22 protein-coding genes are annotated in these 25,580 nt (G+C 48.3%); 2 read left to right on the top strand and 20 right to left on the bottom strand.

Going from position 1 to position 25,580, the window contains the following annotated elements; translation table 11 throughout:
- Positions 1 to 9: 9 nt before the first annotated feature.
- Positions 10 to 3,399: a tubulin-like doman-containing protein gene (locus tag MKY92_RS28145; RefSeq protein ID WP_339298389.1), complete on the bottom strand. Its 3,390-nt coding sequence runs from the start codon at positions 3,397 to 3,399 to the stop codon at positions 10 to 12.
- 279 nt (positions 3,400 to 3,678) lie between these two features.
- Positions 3,679 to 5,472: a VWA domain-containing protein gene (locus tag MKY92_RS28150; RefSeq protein WP_339298390.1), complete on the bottom strand. Its 1,794-nt coding sequence runs from the start codon at positions 5,470 to 5,472 to the stop codon at positions 3,679 to 3,681.
- 262 nt (positions 5,473 to 5,734) lie between these two features.
- Between MKY92_RS28150 and MKY92_RS28155 the strand changes: the two genes are divergently transcribed.
- Together MKY92_RS28155 and MKY92_RS28160 are read left to right on the top strand one after the other, a co-directional pair.
- Positions 5,735 to 5,878: a hypothetical protein gene (locus MKY92_RS28155; protein WP_164783298.1), complete on the top strand. Its 144-nt coding sequence runs from the start codon at positions 5,735 to 5,737 to the stop codon at positions 5,876 to 5,878.
- Between the two features lie 2 nt (positions 5,879 to 5,880).
- Complete coding sequence (locus tag MKY92_RS28160) at positions 5,881 to 6,813, top strand: hypothetical protein (protein ID WP_047840770.1); 933 nt, start codon at positions 5,881 to 5,883, stop codon at positions 6,811 to 6,813.
- A gap of 492 nt (positions 6,814 to 7,305) precedes the next feature.
- Here MKY92_RS28160 and MKY92_RS28165 read toward each other — a convergent pair whose 3' ends face one another.
- The 18 genes from MKY92_RS28165 to MKY92_RS28250 all read right to left on the bottom strand — a co-directional run bounded on the left by MKY92_RS28165 (position 7,306) and on the right by MKY92_RS28250 (position 25,384).
- The gene (locus MKY92_RS28165) at positions 7,306 to 8,913 is read right to left on the bottom strand and encodes a DEAD/DEAH box helicase (protein ID WP_339298391.1); all 1,608 of its coding nucleotides are present in this window, start codon (positions 8,911 to 8,913) and stop codon (positions 7,306 to 7,308) included.
- A 429-nt stretch (positions 8,914 to 9,342) separates the two neighbouring features.
- Entirely contained in the window at positions 9,343 to 10,794 is a 1,452-nt protein-coding gene (locus MKY92_RS28170) for a SulP family inorganic anion transporter (protein ID WP_339298392.1), read from the bottom strand.
- A 520-nt stretch (positions 10,795 to 11,314) separates the two neighbouring features.
- A complete protein-coding gene (locus MKY92_RS28175) occupies positions 11,315 to 12,985 on the bottom strand; it encodes an AarF/UbiB family protein (protein WP_339298393.1) in 1,671 nt (556 codons plus the stop codon).
- The gene (locus tag MKY92_RS28180; RefSeq protein WP_091036091.1) at positions 12,986 to 13,366 is read right to left on the bottom strand and encodes a phasin family protein; all 381 of its coding nucleotides are present in this window, start codon (positions 13,364 to 13,366) and stop codon (positions 12,986 to 12,988) included.
- A gap of 72 nt (positions 13,367 to 13,438) precedes the next feature.
- The gene (locus tag MKY92_RS28185) at positions 13,439 to 14,077 is read right to left on the bottom strand and encodes a ThuA domain-containing protein (RefSeq protein WP_074092596.1); all 639 of its coding nucleotides are present in this window, start codon (positions 14,075 to 14,077) and stop codon (positions 13,439 to 13,441) included.
- A gap of 42 nt (positions 14,078 to 14,119) precedes the next feature.
- On the bottom strand, positions 14,120 to 14,599 hold the full coding sequence (locus MKY92_RS28190; protein ID WP_339298394.1) for an SDR family NAD(P)-dependent oxidoreductase: 480 nt from the start codon (positions 14,597 to 14,599) through the stop codon (positions 14,120 to 14,122).
- Between the two features lie 23 nt (positions 14,600 to 14,622).
- Positions 14,623 to 14,841 (bottom strand): SDR family NAD(P)-dependent oxidoreductase, encoded by a 219-nt coding sequence (locus MKY92_RS28195; RefSeq protein ID WP_339298395.1) that lies wholly within the window; start codon positions 14,839 to 14,841, stop codon positions 14,623 to 14,625.
- A 437-nt stretch (positions 14,842 to 15,278) separates the two neighbouring features.
- The gene (locus MKY92_RS28200) at positions 15,279 to 16,109 is read right to left on the bottom strand and encodes a uroporphyrinogen-III synthase (RefSeq protein ID WP_339298396.1); all 831 of its coding nucleotides are present in this window, start codon (positions 16,107 to 16,109) and stop codon (positions 15,279 to 15,281) included.
- Between the two features lie 130 nt (positions 16,110 to 16,239).
- On the bottom strand, positions 16,240 to 17,442 hold the full coding sequence (locus MKY92_RS28205; protein ID WP_339298397.1) for an endospore germination permease: 1,203 nt from the start codon (positions 17,440 to 17,442) through the stop codon (positions 16,240 to 16,242).
- 56 nt (positions 17,443 to 17,498) lie between these two features.
- The gene (locus MKY92_RS28210; protein ID WP_339298398.1) at positions 17,499 to 17,720 is read right to left on the bottom strand and encodes a hypothetical protein; all 222 of its coding nucleotides are present in this window, start codon (positions 17,718 to 17,720) and stop codon (positions 17,499 to 17,501) included.
- Positions 17,713 to 18,903, bottom strand: coding sequence for a Ger(x)C family spore germination protein (locus tag MKY92_RS28215; protein ID WP_339298399.1), 1,191 nt, complete (start codon positions 18,901 to 18,903; stop codon positions 17,713 to 17,715). The genes MKY92_RS28210 and MKY92_RS28215 overlap by 8 nt, the downstream gene beginning before the upstream one ends.
- A 13-nt stretch (positions 18,904 to 18,916) precedes the next feature.
- Complete coding sequence (locus tag MKY92_RS28220) at positions 18,917 to 20,512, bottom strand: spore germination protein (protein ID WP_339298400.1); 1,596 nt, start codon at positions 20,510 to 20,512, stop codon at positions 18,917 to 18,919.
- A 178-nt stretch (positions 20,513 to 20,690) separates the two neighbouring features.
- Positions 20,691 to 21,026, bottom strand: coding sequence for a hypothetical protein (locus MKY92_RS28225; protein WP_339298401.1), 336 nt, complete (start codon positions 21,024 to 21,026; stop codon positions 20,691 to 20,693).
- Between the two features lie 44 nt (positions 21,027 to 21,070).
- The gene (locus MKY92_RS28230) at positions 21,071 to 21,772 is read right to left on the bottom strand and encodes a pirin family protein (protein WP_047840778.1); all 702 of its coding nucleotides are present in this window, start codon (positions 21,770 to 21,772) and stop codon (positions 21,071 to 21,073) included.
- A gap of 197 nt (positions 21,773 to 21,969) precedes the next feature.
- Positions 21,970 to 22,383: a DoxX family protein gene (locus tag MKY92_RS28235; protein WP_100528505.1), complete on the bottom strand. Its 414-nt coding sequence runs from the start codon at positions 22,381 to 22,383 to the stop codon at positions 21,970 to 21,972.
- 49 nt (positions 22,384 to 22,432) lie between these two features.
- Positions 22,433 to 23,293: a M56 family metallopeptidase gene (locus MKY92_RS28240; protein ID WP_221825552.1), complete on the bottom strand. Its 861-nt coding sequence runs from the start codon at positions 23,291 to 23,293 to the stop codon at positions 22,433 to 22,435.
- A 1-nt stretch (position 23,294) separates the two neighbouring features.
- Positions 23,295 to 23,711: a BlaI/MecI/CopY family transcriptional regulator gene (locus tag MKY92_RS28245; RefSeq protein ID WP_221825553.1), complete on the bottom strand. Its 417-nt coding sequence runs from the start codon at positions 23,709 to 23,711 to the stop codon at positions 23,295 to 23,297.
- A 209-nt stretch (positions 23,712 to 23,920) separates the two neighbouring features.
- On the bottom strand, positions 23,921 to 25,384 hold the full coding sequence (locus tag MKY92_RS28250) for a catalase (protein ID WP_339301935.1): 1,464 nt from the start codon (positions 25,382 to 25,384) through the stop codon (positions 23,921 to 23,923).
- Between the last annotated feature and the right edge of the window lie 196 nt (positions 25,385 to 25,580).

The following is a 25,580-nucleotide window of genomic DNA, read 5'->3' on the forward strand; positions in this document are numbered from 1 at the left end:
GCCACCATCTTACTTCAGCCTTCTGCGAATGTCGTTCAGCTTGGACGACATCGTTCTGTAGAACTGATAGATGTCTTCTCCGTTAGCCAGTTCTACCCGCTCGTATTCGAGACGATCGCGCGATTCCATGAACAGTGCAGCCAGATCATCCAGCTTTGTCAGCAGTGGGGTGATATCCTCTGAAGCGGTTAGATCGTTATCGCGGCGGGAGGCTTTACGCAGCAATGTACTGCGATCCTTCTCAGCCAGACCGCGGAAGTTGCCAAACACTTCATACTCGGCAAAGTTACGGCTCTTCATCAGGTTAGCGAATGGCTCCCATGCATCTTCTTCCGGGTCACGGTCATAGACGTAGAGGGCACCTTTTTTGACGATGGTGTCGGTATATAACGCTTCGATGAAGCGGTCATACCATTGCTCTTCGTCCTGGTACTGGGCAAGAATGCCTTCGAGTTCGGCGACTTTAGCCGAGATGGCATTCATCTTTGCCAGTTCCTCACGTACACGTGCGATCAACTGCGGAGAGCGTACCAGGTTTTCTTTGGCCATATCTTCATTAATACTGCCGAAAATATCCTTAACCCCTACACGTGGCAACCCTTCGGATTGCAGACGTTTCAGCTCGATCACCGCCCGCTTCACTTCGCCGAGGTTCGGCGTGGTGGACGTGAGACGCATGTCGTAGGCTCCCAGTTTGGCAGACAAGTCAAACGCTTCTGTTGTCACAATCGCATACCGGTTGCTTGTATTCTCATCAATGGATTTGGCTGTCACGATGTTGTATCCGAGCGCCTGCTCGAATTCGCTACGCACACGGGCGTTATACTGCTTCACGCGGGTGTTCTCGTACACATCTCCCCATGATTTCTCTGGAATCGGAGACGGCAGATAGGTCCAGTTGTTTTTCTCCGTTTGTACCAAGTGACGACCAATGCCTTCTTTGTCCAAAATGGTACGTTCATAACTTTCCTCATATACCTTGAGCGGTGTATACACAAAGAGCGGTACTCCGTTGCGGGTATTCAGCCAGAAAATCCGGTTACGCACTTCACTTTCCTTAACGGTAAAATGAGATTTGCCCACGGCATTGTTCTGATAATTGCGAATCCCTTTCAGAATGCCCGGCGCCTGTGCAGGTACCGATACAAATCCCCATGAAGGGAAATGCAGACTGCCTGTACTGTTGCTCAGATTGAACACCGGAACGGCTTCATCATCCAATTTGCCAGCAATGAAACGTTCCACGAATTTCTCAACCGACTCATCCTGACCGTACTTGATCACCAGGAAATCTTCCATGGAACGTGTAATCAGATCACCGAATTTCTCACTCAGGAAGTCAGAGATGGAGCTGACGATATCAATCTCGTTTTCTTTCACCCACTGGCTGGAGTTTTCCAGCAATTCACGGGAGAAGTCACGGATCAGATCATCTGTATCACGTTTATCCAACAGCCCGTCCACCACATTGACGATATCCGGTACACTTACAACGTTCCAGTAATATGTTTTGTTGCCTTTGTGATCGGCTTGTTCTTCGCCACGTGTCAGCAGGTCGCCGTTCTTGGCAAATATCGAGCTAAGGGCGTTCAGCGTCTCAGTAAATACGTTATAAATGCGGCTGTTTTCCTGATTCAGCAACTCATACAGATCTTCATAGAACTCGATCATCTGATCGTTGCGTTCCACGTCGGCGTGCAGCCAGTACTCATGAATTTTTGCTTCAATATAAGCATTCTTTTTCTTCTCTTTGGAGACAAATGCACTCTTTGCATCTCCCAGTTTCTCTTCGGACTGCTCCTGAGCTGCTTCAATATCACGCGGAATGCGGAAGGCATTCTCACGCAGCGTTTCGATGTACGACTGAATCATTTTCAGTACACAGAACCCTTTTTCCGTATAAATTAGACGAGAGACATAGAACGGACCTTGTTCGGGGTGCAAAAACATACGCCGGATCTGTTCGGTGAACTGACCGGCAATCTCGCCCGGCAGCTGTTTCTTCGCCTTGATATATTCCTCGCGGGCACGCGCCAGGAAGTTCTGCTCCAGTTCGGTGTCCATATTCACAACCTGTGATTTCACCACGTTGCCATAGGATAAGCGTTCACTGTTCTGATAACCAGGTAGCGGCTCTGGCACGCGGGCTTCAAAGGACTTGACCACACTTTCGAGATCAATGCCCAGCTTGCGGGCAAACTTCTCGGTATCCTCCTGGTTTGGTGCTTTGGAGAACATGGTGTTCATTTTGTCGAACATGCGATACGCCAGATATGTGGTCATCTCTTCGATTGGCAGTACAGCCGAAGATGCACCGATGATGTTGTAATCATAGTTCGCTGGGTACACCTTGTTCATCTGTGCAATGTTGGTCCGGATGTTGCTGATATAGTCATGGATCGCGAACTCCTCACCCGACTGCTTCTCCTCACTTGCCATGAAGTTGGTAATGTTCTCGGCCGTGACGTTCATGCAGTAGTCGTAGGCGTTCTCCAACAATTTGCCTTCGGTATTCGTCGCTGAGATCAGGTGACACAGGTTAAATGGCGGCAGTGGTGAGTTAACTGTTAAAATATTGCCGTACTTCTGTGTAAACCGCTCACCGCGGCTATCCACGTTCATCCAATAATCCAGCTCTTTGAGCGCAGCATATCCGTTCTTGCGAATGTATTCGCGAGTGTGTTCGCTCAAGCTTTTGTTGGACAGGTTCACGTCTGGCGTGAACAGATATCCCAGCGTATTCACGCGGTCAATCCCGGCTGAGCCGTGATCACGTTCGATAATACCGCGCACGATATAGGAAATATCGAGGAAGCAACCGCTGCCTGTACCGCCGGACAGACCTGTCAGCAGGAACACCATCAGTTTTTTGTTGGTGCCTACGGATAAGGTTTTGATCTTTTTGTCGATGGCCTGCACGACCTGATTAATCTTGGTGAACAGGAGCAGACGTCCAGCCTGACGCACCCCTGCGGCGCCGTTCATGCCGTCCGTGATGCTCAGTTCCGGAGACAGCCAGTCTGTAATATATGGCTCCAGCACACTGCGGTTCTGCAGCAGTCCGCCAATCTCGGCATTGGACAGCAGCACGAATTCATTGATCGGATCAAGTCCGATCCCTTTATACTTTTTGGCACGGTCCTGTTCGTTCGTCTCAAAAGCCAGAAACTCCACATTGTCCGGCTTGTCCATTTTTTTCTTGGATACCGGGTCCTGTGGCAGCTTGAAACGACGGTTAATCTGATATTTGAGACGCAGCAACGCATCAATTCCCGTTCCTCCCAAACCAATAATCAGAATGGGATTATCAATTGTATCAACTCTGATCTTCTCACTGACAATACCTCCGCCAAGTGATACATCCAGTTGCTGAATATGTTCTCTAACAATCGGTTTCATTCGTTGTCCTCCCTTTAGTTAGACCAGTTGGGCACAAACTCATTACACTTGCCACTCCGATGACAGAGTAACCTTCCGATCGCTGTTATCCTCAGATTTTTTTGGTTCCCTTTTCTAAAGGGAAAAATCTGAGGATAGCGTATGCTTCCGATGTAGCTTTCTTTCAGAAAGCTTTTAGGCGAACGCTTCGCTTCTCCAGCTTTTTTCTGTCCTCTGCGTTCTCGTGTAAACGGTTAGTACCAACTTAAATTTGCATTCCTTTTAAACCAAACAATCAACTTACACCAAATACTCAATTAAAATGGTCTTGTCCGCCTGTTGCAGCGGGATGCTCAGTCGGTCACCGTTCTTCAGTTCAACGCCTGAGCTTGCATCGACTGCACGACCGGATTTCTCCAGCGTACCGCCTGCAGTGTTACGGATGATAATTCGATCCCCATTGCTGGGCGTAAATACATATTTTTCGGTTTCCTTCAGCTCAGGGTCCAGTTGCAACAACTGATGCAGATGGAATCTGCCCCGGAAGGATACCAGCTTTTTATATTGCGGATAGGACTTGTCGCCCGTGTTCTCATCACGAATCTCCACAACCATCTGACCTACAAATCCCCGGTTTTTGCGTTTCAGCCAACCCATCAGGAACCAGGCACCAACACCGACCACAATCAGAGCTATAACACCCAGGATGACAGGCAACCAAGGAAACGGCTTGTCCTGTTCACCGCCAGACGTTGTTGGTTGAGATGCACTTCCGGCTGCTCCGCTCGCGTTGATCGTGATTGGCTCACTTTCACGGTAGAAGCTGTCTTCTTCCGCACGGATGACTAATTCATAGTTATGATTGTCCGGTACTTCAAACGTTCCGTCAAAACCAGAACCTGTGTTTTTCAGCGGTTGTTCTTCACTTTTGCCTGTATCCACATCTTTCACAATCAGCGTGGCCTTCATATCTGTATACAGATCATTATCCTGAAGCGGCTGACCGCCATTCTCCAGTTTGGCTGCAAGATCAACCTTGTCTCCTTTGGTATGGGACTTGGTCTTAATTGGGTCCACAACGAGCTGAAGATCATAGTTGAACAACAGGTTGATATCGATACTGTCTTTTGGAGCCCCTTTTACCCGAAGTTTCCAGTCTCCTTCTTGGGGTTTCAACAGCTTCACCAATGAGTAACTTTTCGACGTCGAGAGCTTGGCTGCATCCGAGTTCAGGTCCACGGCTTGTCCGGAAGGGTCCGTCAATTGCACTTCCACCGGCTTCGAGGATATGATCGAAATATTTGCTTCCAATACACTGTCGTTCGGTACATTCACGGTAACTTCCTGATAACTGCCGTTTCCCGTTACAGAGGGCAGCTTGACCACATTCAGTTTGGCATGATCAGCAAAGATTTCACTCAGAATCTGTGGCAGATCATCCGGCGTATCGGTAATGAATGACTTACCTCCGGTCTGCTGGGCCAGATCTGCGAGTGCATCCTTGTTCAGCTTGCCATCCGCGTTCAGTCCAATCGTATATACCGGAATGCCTTGATCTTGTGCTCCCTTCACGGCTTTTGCCAGGTCAGCATCAGATTGTGCCTGTGTACGGCCTTTGGTTTTGTTAAAGTCATTGTTGCCATCCGCCAGCAGCACGATCATCGGCGAGTGGGATGGGTCTGCACCATGATTCAGTATGTTGACGGCTTCGGCGACACCAACAGAGACATCTGTATATGGCCCCCGGCCGAGTTGATCAATAAAATCCTTCAGGCTGCTCTTGTCCGCATCGGACTGAATCTCCAGCATAGCCTTTTCCCGCTCCACCTGATCGGTATAAGCGACAATCCCTACCTTGTCCCCCTGGACGGGCAGCATATCAATAAACATTTTCATGGCTTCATTACTAATCTTGTCACGGTCACTTGTATTCATCGAGTTACTTACATCGGCTACAAGTACCGCATCGATTCCGCTTGTCTGTGCCTGAGCCGCTGCAGCTTGTGGCAGCAACGCCTGAGGTAGCAGTAGCGTTAGAATTGCCAGCAGAACCATCGTTCCACTGAGCCAGCGTATTTTGCGTGTCCGCAGCATTGGGTGTACTCCTTCACGTTTGAGATTAAAATGGGAATAGTTTATTATAGGCGTCAAGCCTTAAGGAAATCTTAACAGTCTGCTAATAAATTCTGAAAAGCACCCCTATCTTGAGTTACAGTTTTGTAATGACTGACAAAAATCGACGATTTCACACCTGTAACTGGCACAAAAGTACCAACTATGGAAATATGATATAGTTATTGCCAGCAAACTGCAATATAACAGCGCTTGATTACCAAGCCATAGAAGGGAACGGATTATGGTTACATACGGATGCCTCGCCATATTGTTTCTTTTTGTCATCATAAAGGGTTTTGCACTCCAGCTTCATCGGCGGAAACCGGTCTCCCGCGAAGACACGGATCGTACCCTCTACACTATTCTGAATGGTGAGCGTGATTGAGCATGAGTACTAAACTAGTTGTATCCATACGACCATTTCAACGAACGACCTATGCCTATGAAAAGTTGCAAGTCTGCACCCGTTGTGGACAGTATACCTGCCTGTGGGAAGAGGAGTGCACGGCCTGTGGCCGGGGTACCCTGAATTCCGTTCAAGCGAAGGCAACTTCCCGTGTGAAACGCCGCATTGCACGCGACCTGTTCATTACGATATTGTTCGGTGCAGCTGCCACCTATTTTGGTGAAACCATAGATCAGACCATGGCGGCAGCCAGTGTTTCCCTGCTGCTTCTGGCCTTACTGATCTTCATGCAGAAACGTTCGTTCGAGGTAGAGCAGCAGCGCGAGTTGAAGCGCACGTTGCAACAGGATGAGGAACTCATCCGCCAGGGCATTAACCGCAACTGGGCTCTGGTCGCCGAAGCTCGAAAGCAGGATGAAGCACTTGCCTATGAGATGCTCCGCGAGATCGGCTCACTCGTCTACAATGACCGGATTCGACTGCAGCAGGTTGCTCTGTTACAATCCTTTGTCCTGCGCAGTGATATGGATCTGCAGCTCAAGCCCTTGCTGTTACGCAGCTTCGAGCGGCTGCTGGCTGAATATATCGGTGAGATTGCTCGGCTTAAGCCGGATTTGATCCGTGAAGATGCGATCCGTTATATCGCAACCTATGAAGTGAACATTTTACAGCTCCACAATGGAATTCAGATACTTACAGCCGTAGCTGCTGCTGCCGTGCGCAAGAGCAAATATATTGAGTTATTCCCTAGTCTTATTACCCGCTACGCTCGCTTTATGCCCAAGGATCGATTCATGAGACTTTATCACACGATTGAACGCTATCCAAGCAAGGCACGAGGGGGATTGGCAGAGTCGGTAGGTCGGGTGTATAACGAGAAATATCGGGATCAATACGCAGATGTTCAGCTGTAGAGATGATATATTGAGAAAGAAAAACGTAGTTTAGTGCAAACTCACTCCCTGTATATAGACGAATGCAATTTCATCCATCCCTGCATGCGCGTCAGCACCACAGATCGAAGGTTATGCTTCTAATGATATAAGAATTAATCCAAAAACACCCCATCCTTAGGTCTAGGATGAGGTGTTTTGAATTTTATGGCAGTCTGCCACGTGCTATACGCAATACACGGACAAAAAGAAAAACTAGATGGGGAATACCTAAATGGCATCTTCCATGGATCAAGCAGGCACGCAAACAGGCACTCAACAGATGACAAACAGAATAAGCGGAAATGAGCATCTGTCCTGTTGAAAAAGGGCCGCGACGTGGTTCCTTCGCGACCCTTGATCTGAGGGTTCGGTACATCTGTACCCGAACCCTCTCATATGCTCCATGCCAAACGATGTGGCATGGCATGGTGCCTGCGCAATTGCGGCTATATTGCTGCTTGCGCCAAGGCTTTACCGTCCGCGACGAGAATCGCGACGGTCGCCCTTCGCCGGCCCGCGTCCTGCGGATTCCGGACGGCGAGAGCCTTCGCTGCTGCGCCCGGAGCTGCGCTTGTCGGCGCTACGGCCAGCCCAGCCGCTGCTAGCTGCACCGCGTCCGCCTTGGCCCGCTGCTCCGCGACTGCTGTCGCTGCTGCGCGCGGAACCACGACCTGCGCTGCGCTCGTCGCCACTGCGACCCGCACCGCGTCCACCTTGACCTGCAGCTCCGCGACTACTGTCGCTGCTACGGCCACCGCTACGACCACCACTGCGTCCGCCTTCACTGCGTCCACCTTCGCCGCCGCGGGAACCACGCCCCCCACGTCCGCCAGAGCTGCGATCATTACGACCTGCACCACGACGGGCACTGCCTGTTCCGGAAGAGCGTCCGCCTGAACGTTCGTCATCCCCTTGACTGTTGATAGATCGTCTAGCTGCTCCAGTAGAAGCAATTGGACCTTCGCTCGTCCACTGGATACGGGACAGCTTCTGGTCGATCCCTTGTTCAATACGTGCAAGTTCCGGTCTGTCGTGTTCTGTTGCAAACGTTACAGCAAGACCTGTACCACCTGCACGGCCCGTACGACCAATCCGGTGGATATAACTTTCCGCATCATGCGGCATATCGTAGTTAAATACATGCGTTACGCCTTCAACATCAAGTCCACGTGCAGCTACATCTGTAGCAACCAGCACTTGCAGTTTGGCATCACGGAACGCTTTCATTACGTTCTCACGCTTGGATTGAGACAGATCTCCATGAAGTTCATCACTTGCATAACCTGCTTCACGCAGATCCTGGTTCAGCTTGGATGCACGACGCTTGGTCCGGCAGAAAATAATCGCCAAGTATGGGCGATACGTATCAATCATGCCGCGAAGCGCTTCAAGCTTACCGCGATCCGTACACTCCAGCACTTGCTGACGAATCTGTTTGATCGGGATAACAGATTGGGAAGATACCTTAACATCTTCCGGATCTTTCATGTAGGTCTTCGCCAGGTTGCGAATCCCCTTTGGCATCGTTGCTGAGAACAGCATTGTCTGACGTTTGTGTGGAAGCTCACTAAGAATAGTCTCCACATCGTCCAGGAAGCCCATGTGCAACATTTGGTCGGCTTCATCCAGCACCAGTTTTTTCACATTATCAAGCTTCAACGTGCCACGGCGCAGGTGATCCAGAAGACGCCCTGGTGTACCAATAACGATCTGGGTACCGTTCTGCAATTTACGCAGTTGCTTGTCCACATCCTGCCCGCCGTATACGGCAAGCACATGCAGTTTATCGTCGTTTGCCGTGAGTTTCTTCGCTTCTTCCGTAATTTGCAGCGCAAGCTCACGCGTAGGCGCAATAATCAACGCTTGCGGCGAACGGTCGGATACGTTAATTTTCTGAATAATCGGCAGCAAAAATGCCAGCGTTTTCCCTGTTCCTGTCTGTGCCTCAGCGATAATATCGCGTCCACCCAGCAGTACCGGAATCGAACGCTCCTGTACCGGAGTCGGCACGGCGATGCCCTGATGTTTCAGGATCTCGCACCATTCCGGGCGAATGCCCAGTTGTTCAAAGTTTGCCAATCGTTACACCTCTGTATATTCATTTAGATAAGTCCATTTCATAATGACCTTAGTATCAGTATCTGCCATCAAGACTAGTTTTCCTTATATCAATCATGTTTATGAAATGAATTTTTTAAAAAGCAATCCACTCGTTGCTCTTCTTCTCCATACCCTGTAGTTTACACGTTAGTCAAGCAAAACAAAAGGGGATACAGCGTTACACCCTAACTTGTAGCATAAAATCTCGAGATCAGCGTGACTTGTATCAACCAAGTGACTCTAGATCTGCCTTCAGGTTGCTGATGATGTGGAAATAATGACCTAGCATGCCTCAGGCTCTAATAAAAAACAGCGACGCCCTCTCCCCGATTGCCGGAAAAAGTGCGACGCTGATTAAAATGCATCTTTTTATGTTATCTATTCGTTGTTTACTTCGTTGCAACCAAGTTACGAACCGTGCCCGCCCGCTGTAGCAAATCCACTCCGTTCAAGAATGCGAGTGCTCTCCTCGTTCAACCCGCGCAGGTGCACGGTTTTGCCAAGCTTCGCGTACTTGAACTTCACTTTGCCAATAGCTACAACCGCGGTATTATCCCAGATATGTGACCCTCCGAAATCAATCGTGATCTCATTCGGATCGGCCTCTGCATCGAACTCATCGACAAAGTGGGAGGATGAACCGAAGAAGAACGGTCCGTGAACCCGGTACACCTTCTGCCCTTGTTCCTGGCTTGCCTGTACACGGATCTTGGTCTGTTTCCAGCCAAAATGCAGCACACTGAGCACAACGCCGACCATAACCCCGATCGATAGATCGTGGGTATAGACCACAATCGCCACCGTGACAATCATGACAAAGGCTTCCGCCCGCGGCACACGAGCAATATTTTTGAGGGAACTCCAGTCAAATGTTCCAATACACACCATAAACATCACGCCAACGAGCGCACCCATTGGAACCTGTTTTACCACTCCGCTAAGCAGCAATAACAGGATGGCTAGAAACGCACCTGCGGTAAACGTCGACAATCTTCCACGCCCGCCAGACTTCACATTAATAACCGACTGCCCGATCATCGCGCAACCCGCCATACCACCAAACAACCCGTTGATAAAGTTTGCAATCCCCTGACCACGCACCTCGCGATTCTTGCTACTCTTGGTCTCGGTCATCTCATCAACAATGGTAGCGGTCAGCAGTGATTCCAGTAAACCAACCATTGCCAGAGTAAATGAATAGGGCAGTAAGATCATCAGCGTTTCCCAAGTCCACGCGATATTAGGCAAGTGGAACATCGGCAGGGTACTAGTCAGATTGCCCATTTGACCGACTGTTTTCACGTCCAGATGAAATACCACCGTAATAATCGTCATCACGATGATTGCAATCAGAGGAGATGGGGCAGCTTTGAAAAACCGTGGCAAAATATAAATGATCGCCAGCGTACCCGCCACCATTGCATACATGATCCAGTTCGCTCCCGTGAAATGGGTTAACTGTGCCATAAAGATCAGTATAGCCAGTGCATTCACGAATCCGGTCAGTACCGAATGAGGCACAAACGTAATAAACCGTCCAACCTTAAATATGCCCAGTAGAAACTGGATAATTCCCGTCAAAATCGTAGCCGCAAAAAGATATTCCACGCCATAATCCTTGACGAGTCCAACCATCAGTACCGCCATGGCACCTGTTGCCGCCGAGATCATGCCGGGTCTTCCACCTGCAATCGAGATCACAATTGCAATTGTAATCGAAGCATACAACCCGACCATCGGATCAACACCCGCAATGATGGAGAACGCAATGGCTTCCGGAATTAACGCCAGCGCTACCGTAATGCCTGCCAGCACATCTCCGCGAATGTTGCCAAACCATTGTTGTTTTAAAGTATTCATATGTTCTTACCGTTCCTCCTACGTGTATCCTAATAATGGACAATCTTACTGAAGAGTAACGGAATCCGTACACCACTAACCAACCACCCAGGACAGCACAAAACAACGGATCCCTCTCCGCATCTTTTGCTTATGCTCTTGCCTAAGTTGCATCATTCTCTACCATCCGTATAACCTTGACGGGTTCATGAGCACTCACGTCTTTTCCGTTCCAGTGTGTACCGCTGGTCTTCCATTACTGCCTTCAGTTATCTTACTCGTGCGACATCAGGAGCTGATCCTGATGCCCATAGGTTTTCCCCTCTCAGAAAAACCGGGTCCGTTAATGTACTGACCTATTATTATAGTCACAGGACTGGATATGTACTAATACAGTTAAGGCGAAAAAACAGAACCTTTTCTTCTATTATCTTAATATTTCTATAATTTACTCACCAATTCTCTATTCACAAAAAAATAACCCGCAAAGATCCTTTGGAGAAAGTCTCTTTGCGGATACTCTTGTAATGTCATGCTATTGCTAGAACCTTCCCGACTTGAATATCGAATAGAGCAGGAAAGCCACCATCAGAATCGCAACCAGGAACCCAATCTCAATGACCGGAATATCCCACAGCATCGTGGACTGATGACTAATCGACGAACCAATAATCAGTCCCACCATGATGATACAAAAAGCGAGTAACACAATACTGAAAGACAGCCGATTGCTGATCTGGTCCATTCTGCGCATGAGTGCATCCAGTTCAGGGACACTGATCTCCAGCCTCAGCTTGCCTTTGCTAATAATGGATGATAACTGCCTTAACTGCCCTGGCAGACCAATGACACTCTCGGCCATATCAGCCGCACTGCGGAACAACCGATTCTTGATTCTTCCAGCGCTAAAACGTTCCTTGATCAGCTTCCGCCCAAAAGGCTCGGCCATATCTACAATGCTCAGGGAAGGATCGAGATGTTCGATTACACCTTCCATCGTTAGCAACGATTTACCGAGCAGAAGAATATCCGCAGGCATGACAACCCGGTGCCTCTGGGCTACGCCGAACAAGTCATTTAACGCCTGACCCACACTAATCTTCGAAAAGGGAATATCGTAATATTTGCTACGCAACTTGTCCAAATCCACATGAAGACCACGCAGGTCCATGTCATCTGGCATCATGCCGAGCTTCTCAATCGCCCGGATCATACTGTCCGTATCTTTGCGCATTAACCCAATAATAAGCGAAGCAAGCTGTTGTTTCATCTCATCACTCAGACTGCCCACCATACCGAAGTCTATAAAGGCAAGACGTCCATCCTTCAATACCATCAGATTACCCGGATGTGGGTCAGCGTGAAAGAAACCCTGAATAAAAATCTGATTTAATAATGAATCCACCAGCCGCTCGGCAATGTTATTCAGATCATGACCGCGTCTGACCAGTTCTTCACGATCATTGAGTTTGATACCTTCGATATACTCCATCGTGAGTACACGGGATGAAGTCTGATCCCAGTAGATTGACGGGATTTTCACCTTGTTGTCCTGTTGGTATTGCTGTGCAATCTTTTCCGTATTGCGGCCTTCGACCGTATAATCCAGCTCAGCCATCAGTGCCTGAGCATATTCTTCGACCATTTGTGGAAGCTGATATTGCTTCACCCAATCCCAGCGCTTCTCGGCCATGGCTGTCAGCTCACGCAAAATATCCAGGTCACGCTGTACAATACGCGATATACCCGGCCGCTGAATCTTGATGGCTACAGACTCACCGCTTCGAAGTTTGCCCAGATGCACCTGTCCAATGCTGGCCGCAGCTACAGGGGTATCCTCGAACCGGGAAAAGATCTCCTCCAGCGGTATATCCAATTCCTGTTCCAAAATACCCCGTGCCGTCTCGGAAGAGAACGGCGGGACCTGATCCTGCAACTTCACCAGCTCACGAATGACAGACTCAGGCAACAGATCTGCCCTTGTACTTGCGAGTTGCCCCAGCTTAACGAAAGCTGGCCCCAGCTCCTGCAGCACAAGCCTGATGCGTTCACTCAGCGTTTTGGTGGTGTGTGCTTCACGCGACATCCACCGTCTGGGCAGAGCCAGCAGCTGGAACAAACCCAGCTCCTCGACCATATAACCGAAGCCATGACGCACTAGCGCCATGGCAATTTCACGGTATCTGCCGACATGTTTAATTCGCACTGCCATCTACTCGATCTCGTTTCCTTTGAGAGGAGGAGGAACTTCAAGTGGAGCTGGGGATTCATCAGGTTGGAGCTGTGGTGATTGGCCCAGTTCGGCAAGTTTTTTCTCCAGGACAGCAACGCGCTGTTCCAGACTGGTTACATCACTTTCGGATGCCACACCAGCTTCCTGAAGCACTCGCTTGACCTGCTCCTGAATCATTCTCTTGAACTGACCCTGCTCTTCATCGCCCCGTTCCAGCAGACGTTCAACCAAAGCTTTGGATTCACCGGGCGCAAGTTCCCCACGCTTGACCAAATCATCCACGGTTTTCTCAATTTTTTCTTTGCTTACAACAGTAAGACCAAGCCCTAACGAGATCGCCTTTTTGAACAAATCGCTCATTTTTGTCATCCTCCTCTTCGTTGATCTCTATATTATACCCCTTATACTCTGCATGCAAAGTTGCGTGTCCGATCAGACGTAACGTGCAGCCCATTTGCCTGCTTGCAGAAGTAATTTACGGTACGTTTCGTGTGCAAAAGACGGTACATGGTGACCCGGCATCAGATAAACAATACGCCCAACACCATATCGATGAGCCCAAACCGCAGGTTTTGGTCCATCTTCGGATTGATATTCCAGCAATATTTTCGTTTCAGCAAAAGAACCAAATTCGAACTGATACGGCTCTTCTTCCATTGTGAAATTCGAAATGCCCTCCGTCACGGGATGGCTTTCCGCCGTTACAGTAAATTCAAGCGGTGCATATGCCGGATGATGCAGGAACTTGGCACCGATCATCTGTTTGAGCTCATAACGATTTTGGAGCGAAATGCCGTTATGTATAATGACCAGTCCACCTCCATTACTTACATAGGACAACAAACCTGCTGTCTGCTGTGGAGAAACTTTCCCCTTCCAATCGTCCATGTATGAGATACATACATCAAACCCGGTTATATTTTCTTGCAGCAGCATATTCCGGTTCTCACTGCACTGCACAGTCATAGTATCATGGAAAATTCGGCTAATCTCCGCATCCACACCTTGAAGCGGGTGCCAATCCGGATGTGTATAATCGCCAAGTAGTAATGCTTTTTTACGATGATCCATTCAATCAATCTCCTTTCTTGTTCACCTCACTGTATCAATCAACTACCAGGGGAGCTTCTCGCCCTTGTAGTCCACATATGCGGGTTGATCTCCTTTAAACTGTTCATGGCGGTCGATAAGTACTGCGATATGCTGTGCAGATTGCTCGGGCGTGAGATCCGCAGCAACATCCAATTCGCCCCGCATATAACTCTGTACCCAACCGGGATGCACAAGCATCACTTGTCCGCCTTCATCCTTCAGACCATTGTGTACAAGACGGGCCTGCATGTTCAAAGCAGCTTTGGACATACAATAGGCATACCACCCATCCCGACTGCATTGTTCTATACTTCCAGCCTCGGAAGAGATATCAACAATCAGCTTGACCTGTCCTTGAAGAAGGAGGGGTAACAGGGAATGAGTCACACGCAGTGTACCTAAGGTGTTCACATTAAATACTTCGGTCATCTCCGCCATATTCAACGGCCCGCGGATATGATCCGTAATACTCCCTAGTATAGCCGCATTATTGATCAGCATATCCAAATGATTCGTATCCAGCTTCAACGTCTCCGTGAACAGAGTACCGACAGGTCGTCCGCGATATCCAGTTCGATGGCGCGCAGATGGTCCGGATATCCTTCTGCAAGCATACGAATCCCCTCGGAATCCTCCACGTCCAGACCGGCCGCATACACGAGATACCCTCTCTTCAGCATCTGTGCTGTCAAAGCCAATCCCAATCCCCGAGCAGCTCCCGTTACACATACGGTTCTCATCATGATGTCCCTCCTTCGCATAATGATTCTGTCTTTTATTCATTCCACATATTCATCTGAAAACCTTTAATTCAGAATGGGATCGCCAACTTCACGACCAAAGACTCAGGGGGCAAAAGCGATATTAGAGCCATTTTGCTTATTGAATTCAGCTATCTATTTGAGCTATAAATAGCTGCTATTATCCCTGCATATATCGCTCCTGCCGATAGGCTAAACAATGTTCCACCCATCTTTGAGCGGCTGCCGGGTAAGAACCCAGATGAAGCTTCTGATCGAAGCACTATCAAGGATGTACATTCGTGTTTTAGTTGTAACGTATAAATTCTATAATCTAAACAAAACCGCATCATATAGCGATGCGGTTGAGCTTAATGCACACCCTTTATTCATGAAGCGACGCCAAAAGCTTTTTGTCGAACTGATCTAAAAGCAGGCCACTAATCTCTAATCTTAGCCGCACGCCCTGCTGCAAAGTAACGTCCAAGCTCAACGATGAGTGCTCCCATCTTCTCTTCCTCCGGAATGACCAGTGCCTCAATGCCTTCTTCACGCATGGAGTTTGCTGTTACTTTACCTACAGACGCAGGGATTACGCCTTGTCTGAAGGCTGCAAGCAACGGCTCAAGCTTGTCCTGGGAGGCTGCATATTGGGTCAGAAATCTGACCTGCGGTCCACTTGTGAACGCAACAGCATCTACTTCGAACTTTAGAATTTCATTCAGTAACTGTTCCAGCTCTGTCTCTTCTGGCGGTACATGGCGGTAAGGAAGCACTTGTCTGACGATTGCACCTTGTTCTTTCAACCATGCAACGAGCTTGGGAGCTGTCTCCCCATGAAGCTGCAACATCACCTTTTTCCCTGCGAGATCATGTGGGGCGAATTCTCGAATGAGCCCGTCCGTGCTACCGTCATCATCTCGTACCAGTGGTGTTAACTTGCGCTTTTTGAGCGCATTCACCGTCTTGTATCCCCTTGCCGCGATTGAGGATTCCGATAATGCATCCAGTAATTTTCCTGCCACTTCCATATCCTCAGCCATTTCAAACAATGCATCCAATCCCATACCCGTAGTTAACACCGCCCAGTCTGGCGGGTCTGAAATCCAGGATACCAGCCCATCTCTGATACTCCGGTCATCCAGGAATACGGTCCCCTGTGCCGGTCGCACAAGCGGGATTCCACCCATTTTTTCAACCAGTACGGACATTTCTTTCGATTTTCGTGGTCCTGTCAATGCTACACGCACACCTGCCAAATGTTGAGCCATTCATGTTCCCCCCGTTAGTTCAGCCGAATGTTCATCAGTCTGACTACAGTATACAGGGTACTTCTGTGAAGGGGAACTGTGCTTTCCCTCTTTTTGCCCGTTCATCTATAAGGATTTTTGATGGAATGCATCAGGAAGGCTGGAGTTCTCCGCCATGAGAATCCTGCCTTCTTTTCTCTCCATCCTTCTCCGAATCAGAGGATTCATGTCCCTGTTCATGCTTCTCTTTCTTTGACTGGTCTCCCGATCTCTGTTGGGTAGATTCTTTATTATCCTTTTTACGTGGACGAAGAAACAGAAACAGCACAATGGGGAAAAGCGCTTCAAAAACAATGGCAATCCATGTCCATTCCCGAGTAAAACGATTGAGCTGAATCGCATTTCGGAAGAACCAGAAAGCACATACGAATCCGACCAAGGCGACCGGGCCCGTCATCATCTTTCCCGACACTTTGGGAATCATTCGCTTCAGTCCCCAACAGACAAAGTATAGATCAAATGCAATCTTCGTGATCATGGTCGGCATGGTTGCTGCTGCCAGCGCAAGGTCAAACCGGTCTAGAAAATCACTGATTTGCAGCTGCCTTGCCAGCTCATAGGATGGGTATACCAGTCTGGAAGCAATAGGGACTCCAATCGCAGTTATCGTCTCCACAAGGATAAGCATCATTAGAAGTGCAGAGATGATCATTCCCCCTAGAACAGACTTGAAACGAAAATCACTACCCTTGATGACAAACGGCAATGCAATCATCTCTCCATAAAAAGAAAATATGTACCAACTTCCCTTGCCTACTCCTGCAACATCAACATGAAAATAAGGCATGAGATTATCCATATTTACCTGCTGAATAAGCATGAAAGGTATAATCATAGAGATCAGCAGGAACAGGGTAACATACAACTCCGCCATTCCGATTAAGGAACCCAGTCCGCCTCGAACGATAAAGATCCCCATGACCACCAGAGATACTGCAATGATGGAAATGGGTGTGTTCTCCAGTAGCGTTATACTCACATAGTCACCCGATAATCGGATATCTCTTGCAAACACAAAGAAAAAAAATAGAATGTACAGAAATCCCATTACTCTCCCCAAAAACGGGAATCGCTGAACAAGGGATTCGAACAGATCCTGATTGGGAAAACGCTGCTGGACCCTACTTATCAACCATAGAGACGCCATCATCACAAGAACAACGGGCACATACGAGAGATAAGCATGCTGCTCCGCGTAGAAAATGGCCTGCGCGTGGGGCTGAATCAGCGTACCTGTAATACTGAGCAGTAGCACGAGCAGCACGATCTGCCGATGAGTCACACTCTGATTCATACAATACCTCCTTTCCGTCATTCAATCTGCAATTTGCATACTCCCTTATCTGCAATCTATGGTAAGGGTAACAATCGCTGAATAACATGGCTCATCCATATCGTGACATAAAGCGTTTTACTCAAGTGAGTGACATAGAACCAAATGCCCGTCCCCAATGCAATCAGACCATAGGATATCCAGCGATTAATGGCTGATGCCTGCTTCATATGTCTGAAATCCATCAAGATGACCACAATTGCCATGCCCAGATAGGTAAACAAAAGCGGTTTAATCATGAATGACGTCCTCCTCCATTACACCGATTGGTTTATTGATCACTCCTACATTTTCAATAATGACATGGGGAATAACGGTTACCTCAACGTCAGGATAAATGACATCCCATCGATCCTTCATCTTGTCCCATTCCGCCGGCAGGTGTTGATGGATAGATCGACCGATTCCAAGAATATCGGCATGATACTTCTGCTGAACCAATCGGATGCCTTCCTCAATGTCTGACTTTATTTTCTTGTGGATGGCGTCATTTAACTTCAATATCTCTTCCTCCCGCCGGTCACCGTAATTCGATTCGTTATCCACGATAACTCCCTTGGCGTACAATTGAATGTTCACCTTAACCTTGTCATTCTTGACACTGGGGTGCAGCGAAGAATTGTTCTCGTTCAGTTTGATGAATATATCTCCTTCTCCCCGTGGAGCCTCGACCATAACCTCTGGCGCATTGGCCTCACCCATGGCCAGAATCAGTGCATCTGCCGGTGCCTTGTCGATCATGCCTACCAGCTTGTCTTTCTTGAAAATGGCCAATCCATCCATCTTGATGTTCGTTTTGGTGTCCTTCCAGTTCTTCGGCACAGTGTCGGCAACCGAAGCAATGGGCAGAAAAGGATCTACGCCTTCACTAAGAATGGAATCTATAAACGTCTTGAGTGAGCGGGGATTTCGCATATTTAAAAAACACAATTCCCGCACCATCTCAGATGGAAATTTTTCTATGGGTGCATCAGTATCCATGACCTTATATGCTTCTCCTCTTGTCACAACCGGCAACGCTGAGAAACGATTGAGCGGGTAACGTGTCATCAAATCCAGCATAGGGGCAACGCCCTCCCTAGCCAAATCCTCACCGATTAGCAGAGTACGACGATGAGCGTAATATAATCTGCGTGAGAGCGCCTTTTGCCCTTCAAGAGATGTTCCGTGAAAGGTTTTGGCTGTATTGGACAATATGAACCAAGATTTATCACCACTTGTGCCCCCTCCTCCTCCTTCACTACCCGTAGCACCAGATTGTCCTGGAAGCGCAATCTGCAGACTGGATCTGTAATTTTGTTCCTCCTTATCCACGGCGACACCAATTACAAAGGCAACATCATTTATTTCCTCTCGGTCCCAGCAACCTGAAATGAGAGAGGTACATAACAACAGAGCTATAACTGCCCGGTATTTATACATGAAATGCATGGGTTTACCACCCCTCTTCTGCTTCAGGCGAACCATTGATCTTCTCTGCCATCCGCTTCTGATCCCGTTGAACCGTAGATGGACGATTGATCATTTTCCACCATGGTACACGAATGAGAATATCCTTAGTATCTGTTTTGCTGTATGGGCTAAGACCTGACAGATACGGCATACCAAATGAAGTCATCTGGGTCAGATGCACCGAAATCAGGACCAGACCGATCACGATACCATACAGTCCGAACATACCAGCCAGTAACATGATTGGAAAACGCAATAAACGAACGGTAATTGCAAAGTTAAACCGTGGAATCGTAAAGGAAGCAATACCTGTCATGGATACGATAATAACCATCGGTGCAGATACAATCCCTGCCTGAACGGCTGCCTGCCCAATTACAAGTGCACCCAGGATACTGACGGCCTGCCCTACCGTTTTCGGTAACCTGACTCCTGCTTCACGGAGAGCCTCGAAAGACAGCTCCATGATGAGTGCTTCAACCAGTGCGGGAAAGGGGATAGCTTCCCGTGCTCCTGCGATACTTAAAATCAATGTGGTGGGTAACATGTCCTGATGAAATGTCGTAATAGCGATGTATAGCGCTGGCAGGAATAACGCAATGGCTACGAACAAAAAACGAATCCACCGCAACAGATTAGTGATAAAGAATCGTTCATAATAATCCTCGCTGGCTTGAAGCATCTGCCACATGGTCACTGGAGCAATTAACGCAAAGGGAGTTCCGTCTACCAAAATGGCAAATCGTCCTTCCAATAAGTTACCTGCTACTGTATCCGGGCGCTCGGAATAGTGCATCTGTGGGAATGGAGAATACGGGTGGTCCTCAATCAGTTCCTCGATATAACCCGTCTCCAGAATGCCGTCAATTTTGATCTTTTCCAGGCGTTCCTTCACGTCCTGAACCACCTTTGGATCAACAATATCGTCCAGATAGGTCAGAACAATATCGGTTTTGGTTTCTGTGCCTAGTGTCATACTTACCATCTTGAGGGAGGGAGTTTTCAGCTTGAACCGCAGTAAAGCCGTATTCACGCGCAGTGTTTCGGTAAATCCCTCCCGTGGTCCCCGAATGACGGATTCCGTCTGAGGTTCCTCCACACCGCGTCTGACGCCACCTTTGACGTTAAACATCCAGGCTTCGTTACTTCCATCGATCACCAGAAGGGCGGAGGATGCCAGCACCCCTTCAGCCGCGGCAGCCCAGGTGTTAACGCGCTTCACCTGTGTTAGCTCAACGGTTGTATCATCCAGTGGAACATCAGGTTCATCTGTACGCTGCTGCACCAGCCCACGAATAATCGGACGCAACATGTGTTCCTGGATATCAGCCGAATTAACAATGCCTTCGATATAGACCAGAAGTCCTTTCACTTCAGGCGTAATCATGACGTTGCGAAAAACCACATCCGAGCAATCGGAGAAGATCTCCTTTACCGCCTGAATCTGAGTTTCATGTACTGCACTAATCGGCTGCCGTAGAAAAGGCGGGGACGGCAGTCCCAGAGGGATATGCTTTTTTTCTTCTGACGCTCGTCCCGGTTGTCGGGACTTGTCTTTCCCAGATGTTTTGTCTGCCATATGCCGCCCCTCCGTTCTTGTTTTTTTTATACAAGGTAGCTTGTGCCAGACAGTTGGGAATTATGTGGTCTTTTTTGCAAAATTACGATTATGTTCTCTGAGTTTTCAGACAGCAAAAAAGGCCTCTGTATTTAACAGAGACCTCTGGGATGTTCCAAGTTCTATCGTTACTTACAAGTTAATCTGCAAAATAATTTTCAGGCACATAACGAATCTCCGACTTCGCATAGATGCTTAGCGTGTGACTCTCCCTGTCGTACACAACCCGCTCACCTTCTACGTAGTACCAGTGTTTCAAAAGGGGCTGGTCCTTGCGTTGGACGAAACGAAATACGTTCAGTTCTTGTCTAAGCTCCATAATCTGTTCCACAATCTGCTCGTCCAGACCCGTAACGGTAAATATGAAGCCTGTACCTTCCTGTTGGAACCGATAGGACAGCGAATCTGTTTTGCTATTAGCTAATCCTCGCCCGGTCACCGCATGTTTAACCATAAACCATTCCTGTTGCGCCATACGTGTATATCCTCCTTCATCTTGGAGTTCATTTCATCAGCCATCTACGGCAAATCAATAATCATATAGAACGTATCTTCATTTCCTTGCAGTTCGATTGAATCCCGCTGTTCCACACGAGCCGTATCGCCTTCGTTCAACAGGTACTCTCCATCCAATCCCAGCTTGCCTTCGATGGAGAAAATGTACATCCGGCGGCCCGAATCCTGATTAAAGGTTAACGTTTCGTCTTTGGCTAATCGGCCAAGGTAGATCGTCATATCCTGATGAATGGTCGCAACTCTTGGTCCCCCATCTGGGGATACAATCGGCACGAGTGCTCCTGCCAATGCCGCTGGATCAAATGATGTGGTCTCATACGAGGGCTCCAACCCTTTGGTCTGTGGCATGAACCAGAGCTGAAGCAAACGTACTTCTTCGGTATCGGATGCATTATGTTCGGTATGAATCATGCCACTGCCTGCTGACATCCGTTGGATACCACCAAAACCTGTAACGGCTACATTGCCCAGATTATCTTCATGTCGCAACTTGCCGTTCAGTACGATGGATACAATCTCCATGTCACTATGTGGGTGAGCCCCAAAACCGCGGCCAGGCGCGATCACATCGTCGTTCGCTACCCTCATCGGTCCAAACGCCGTATTTTCGGGGTCTTGGTATTCTCCAAAGGAAAAGCTGTGACTGCCACGGAGCCAGCCTCGATCGAAGCTAGAGCGGGCATCGGATGGAATGACGTTAATCATAAAATGCATCCTCCTTATTTTTTCTTAGTAGCATACTTATTCTCATTGTATCAAACCAAAGGCATGTCGTCCAAACGAAAAAGTTCTCTACTGATCAGCCCGGTTCGCAAATCAATTCCCAAACCGGCCTGGCCAATAAAGAACCTCATTACAGGACTAATCCTGCACTTCATTATTTGTAGTAATCGTTAGTCCATTCAAGCACTCACATTCTGGCGAGCGTTCCCCTGTCTGGAGAACAGATAATCCACGGCCAGGAGGCGGCTTCCTGTGAAGAGCAGTGTCAGGGAACCCGCCAGCAGCAGGTAATCTAACTCGGTACCACTCAGGAACGGCTCACCCACTTTGGCTGTAAACAGAACGCCAACCATCACGATGGCAAACAGGGCAGCAAACACACGTGTTCCCAGACCCAGAATCATCGCTGCACCACCTACCAACTCAATGATGGCTACAACGGATGCAAGAAATCCGGGAATACCAATACTTTCGAAAAAACCTACCGTACCGCTGATTCCACCTTCGAATTTACTCCAGCCATGCAATACAAAGATCAAACCGATCATAATCCTTGAGAAAAGTAATCCAATCTCTACACTTTTATTATTCATGTTCATCTTCCTTTCACATTATATTCGACTTCAATTTAGCCCAATTAATCTATCCGATGGACCAAACAAACAAGATAGAGAGCAATAGAAAAACAGTAGCCGACATCAAAACAGCATAACGTGGCAATCTCAGCGTCACGTCCTGTTCGGGGTCCAGCAGACGTGAAATGCGGACATTCACCGACGTATCCGCAAATGAGGATTGAACGGTCAGTTCTGTGGCCCCCCAAGGTTCAGGACAAGCACGGAGCAGCTTGAGCAAAGCACTGCCAATGCCTGCCACATTGCCTGTACGCTCAATGGCCTCATTGTCTGCCAGAATTTCTCTAACGATATTGTAATGTTTCGAAGTATGCTTCAATACGGGAATATACGGCATCATGATTGCAAATACCGATAACAGTGTCGTTTTCAGTGGGTCACGGTGCCACAGATGATGGACTTCGTGGTACACAACTGCTGTCTCCTCTTCTGCATCCAGCATCGTCAGAAGCCCCGTGGAGAGTACGATGCAAGGTCTCCATAGACCAATTGTAAATGCAACCGGAGAATGCTTGTCCACTACAATGAATCCTGGCTGTCCAAGATGGTGATACTTGGACTCCAGTTCGCGAGACAATGCACGCACCTCCATGGAGCGGAGCTTACGTACGGCTGCTCTGGTTTTCATCATACGCACCATTAGCAACCAACCTGTTCCCGCAAATGTCAGCAATACCAGTGCCAGCAGGAAATGTCCCACGGATAACCAACCCAGTCGACTCATCCAATGATTGCAGAGCCAGAGCAGGTTAAACGGGATATCCCAGCCAAAAATTTTGTACATCGCGTACATGAACATCTGCATGAACACGAGTAACGGAATGCCAAACCCGACGGTAAACAAAAGTTTCGAGCGGGTCTTCCACATCTTAATCGGTATCCTTTTTCCATTGTTTGATCTTCTGTTCCAAGCGTTCAATCAGACCCGCATCTGCTTCATCCAGCGCATCCAGCATATGATTCAATGCCAAAGCTCCGAATTCATCCACCAACTCATGTGACAGTTCCTTGGATTGGTCGTTCATAAACTCCTCCTTACTCTGTACCGGTTGGTACAAAGATGTTCTGCCCTTTTGTGACTTTCCGAGAAGTCCCTTGTCTACGAGCCGGTTCATCACGGTCATGACTGTATTAAAATTGACGTCTTTGTCTTGTTCAAGTGCGGTCTGCACTTCACGGATGCTGCTGCCAGGACGAGCCCATAAAATGTCCATGATCTTGGCCTCCAGCGGACCGAAAAATCGGTTGAGCCCACGCTCACCCACTTTGAAATTGTGTATTCTCATTTTCTGACACCCCTCACACTACCCATTGTAGTGCCAACAAATGAGAAGTCAACCTCTATGTCAGCTATTTTATGTAAATGATTTGTAAATTTGTTTTCCATTTCAGTAAAAAAGGCCAAAGACCGGGAAATTCCGCACGTTCGCGGTTTTCCCGGTCTTCCCCAAATATTAGTCCGTATGATGTTGCGAGTACAGGGTCAAACTGCACTTTATTTTCCATCCTGTGACGGCATATGTGCAGAAATATCCACGCCGAGTCCATGAGCCAAACGTCCGCCAAGCTGTCCATCCGCCCGGAAGAAGTGGCACAGGGCACGCATTTGAATATCAACAGATACACCCTTAAGGTCATTGATCAGATTATCAAGCAAATGCTGCTGCTCTACAGGAGTGAATGAACGGAATAGCTCCCCTGCCTGCGTATAATCATCCGTCTTCTCGATTTTCTCTCTTGTAACGTGCCCTTGCAACGGAACCTGACTGTCCCGGTATGCCGGATCTTCCTGCGGGCTGCTCCCGGAACTGTTGGGTTCATAGTTCACCGGGGATGGGTCCTGATTCACATTCATGAGTCCATCACGCTGATGATTACGAACAGGTGCGTACGGGCAATTCACCGGAATTTGCAAATAGTTCGTTCCAAGCCGATGCCGCTGTGTATCCGGATAGGAGAATAGGCGTCCTTGCAGCAATTTATCTTCGGAAGGCTCAATTCCACGTACAAGCGCACTAGGAGAAAAGGCCGCCTGCTCCACTTCAGCAAAGAAGTTTTGCGGATTACGATTCAGGGTCATGGTTCCCACCGTATGGAACGGGAGTACATCCTCAGGCCAGGTCTTCGTAGGGTCGAGTGGATCAAAAGCAAAATCATCCATCTGTTCAGGCTTCAACAGTTGCACCTGAAGCTTCCACTGCGGGTATTGTCCGTTCTTGATATGTTCATGCAGGTCCCGGGTAGCATGGTTAAAGTCTTGCCCCTGTACTTCGGCAGCTTCCTGACGAGAGAAGCCTCGGACCCCTTGGGCAGACTCCCACTTATACTTCACATAGTGGACCTGTCCCTGTGCATTGATCCATTTGAAAGCATGGACGCCGAATCCATCCATCTCCCGATAACTTGCCGGTGTACCCAGGTCAGAGAATAACCAGGTCATCATATGGGTTGATTCCGGCGAGAGGGTCATAAAGTCCCAATAGCGAGCTGGGTCCTGAATGTTGGTATCCGGAGCTGGCTTCAGGGAGTGAACCATGTCAGGGAACTTCATGGCATCACGAATGAAGAAAACAGGCAGATGGTTGCCCACGATATCATAGTTGCCTTCACGTGTGTAGAATTTGACAGCAAATCCACGCGGATCTCGTGCAGTCTCTGGTGATCCCGTACCGTGAATAACAGTCGAAAAACGAACCAGCACATCCGTCTCGGTACCCGGATCTTGCAGGAAGTCCGCTGTTGTATAAGCCTTCATACTCTGCTCCAGTGTGAATACACCATGAGCTCCGGCACCTCTCGCATGTACGACTCTTTCGGGAATACGTTCACGGTCAAAGTGGGCTATTTTCTCAATGAGATGGTAGTCTTCAAGCAGTGTTGGCCCTCTTCTACCTGCTGTACGAGAATTCTGGTTGTCACCTACAGGTGCTCCCTGATTCGTAGTCATACGTTCTGTCATCATGTCGTCCTCCTCTAATGGGTCTCACGGCTGTTATATATCTACTATTAAAATCATATTCGGCTTCGGTTTAAATATACATTTAGACTTGATCTAACTGTTAAATTGATTCTAACATGTCCCTCTCTGCTCTTGCATGAGGTTCACATGAGATTAAGATGAGGTTCTTCAACACTTCATGAATGAACTATGAACA

This window comes from Paenibacillus sp. FSL R5-0623, from assembly GCF_037974265.1.
Lineage (GTDB): Bacteria > Bacillota > Bacilli > Paenibacillales > Paenibacillaceae > Paenibacillus.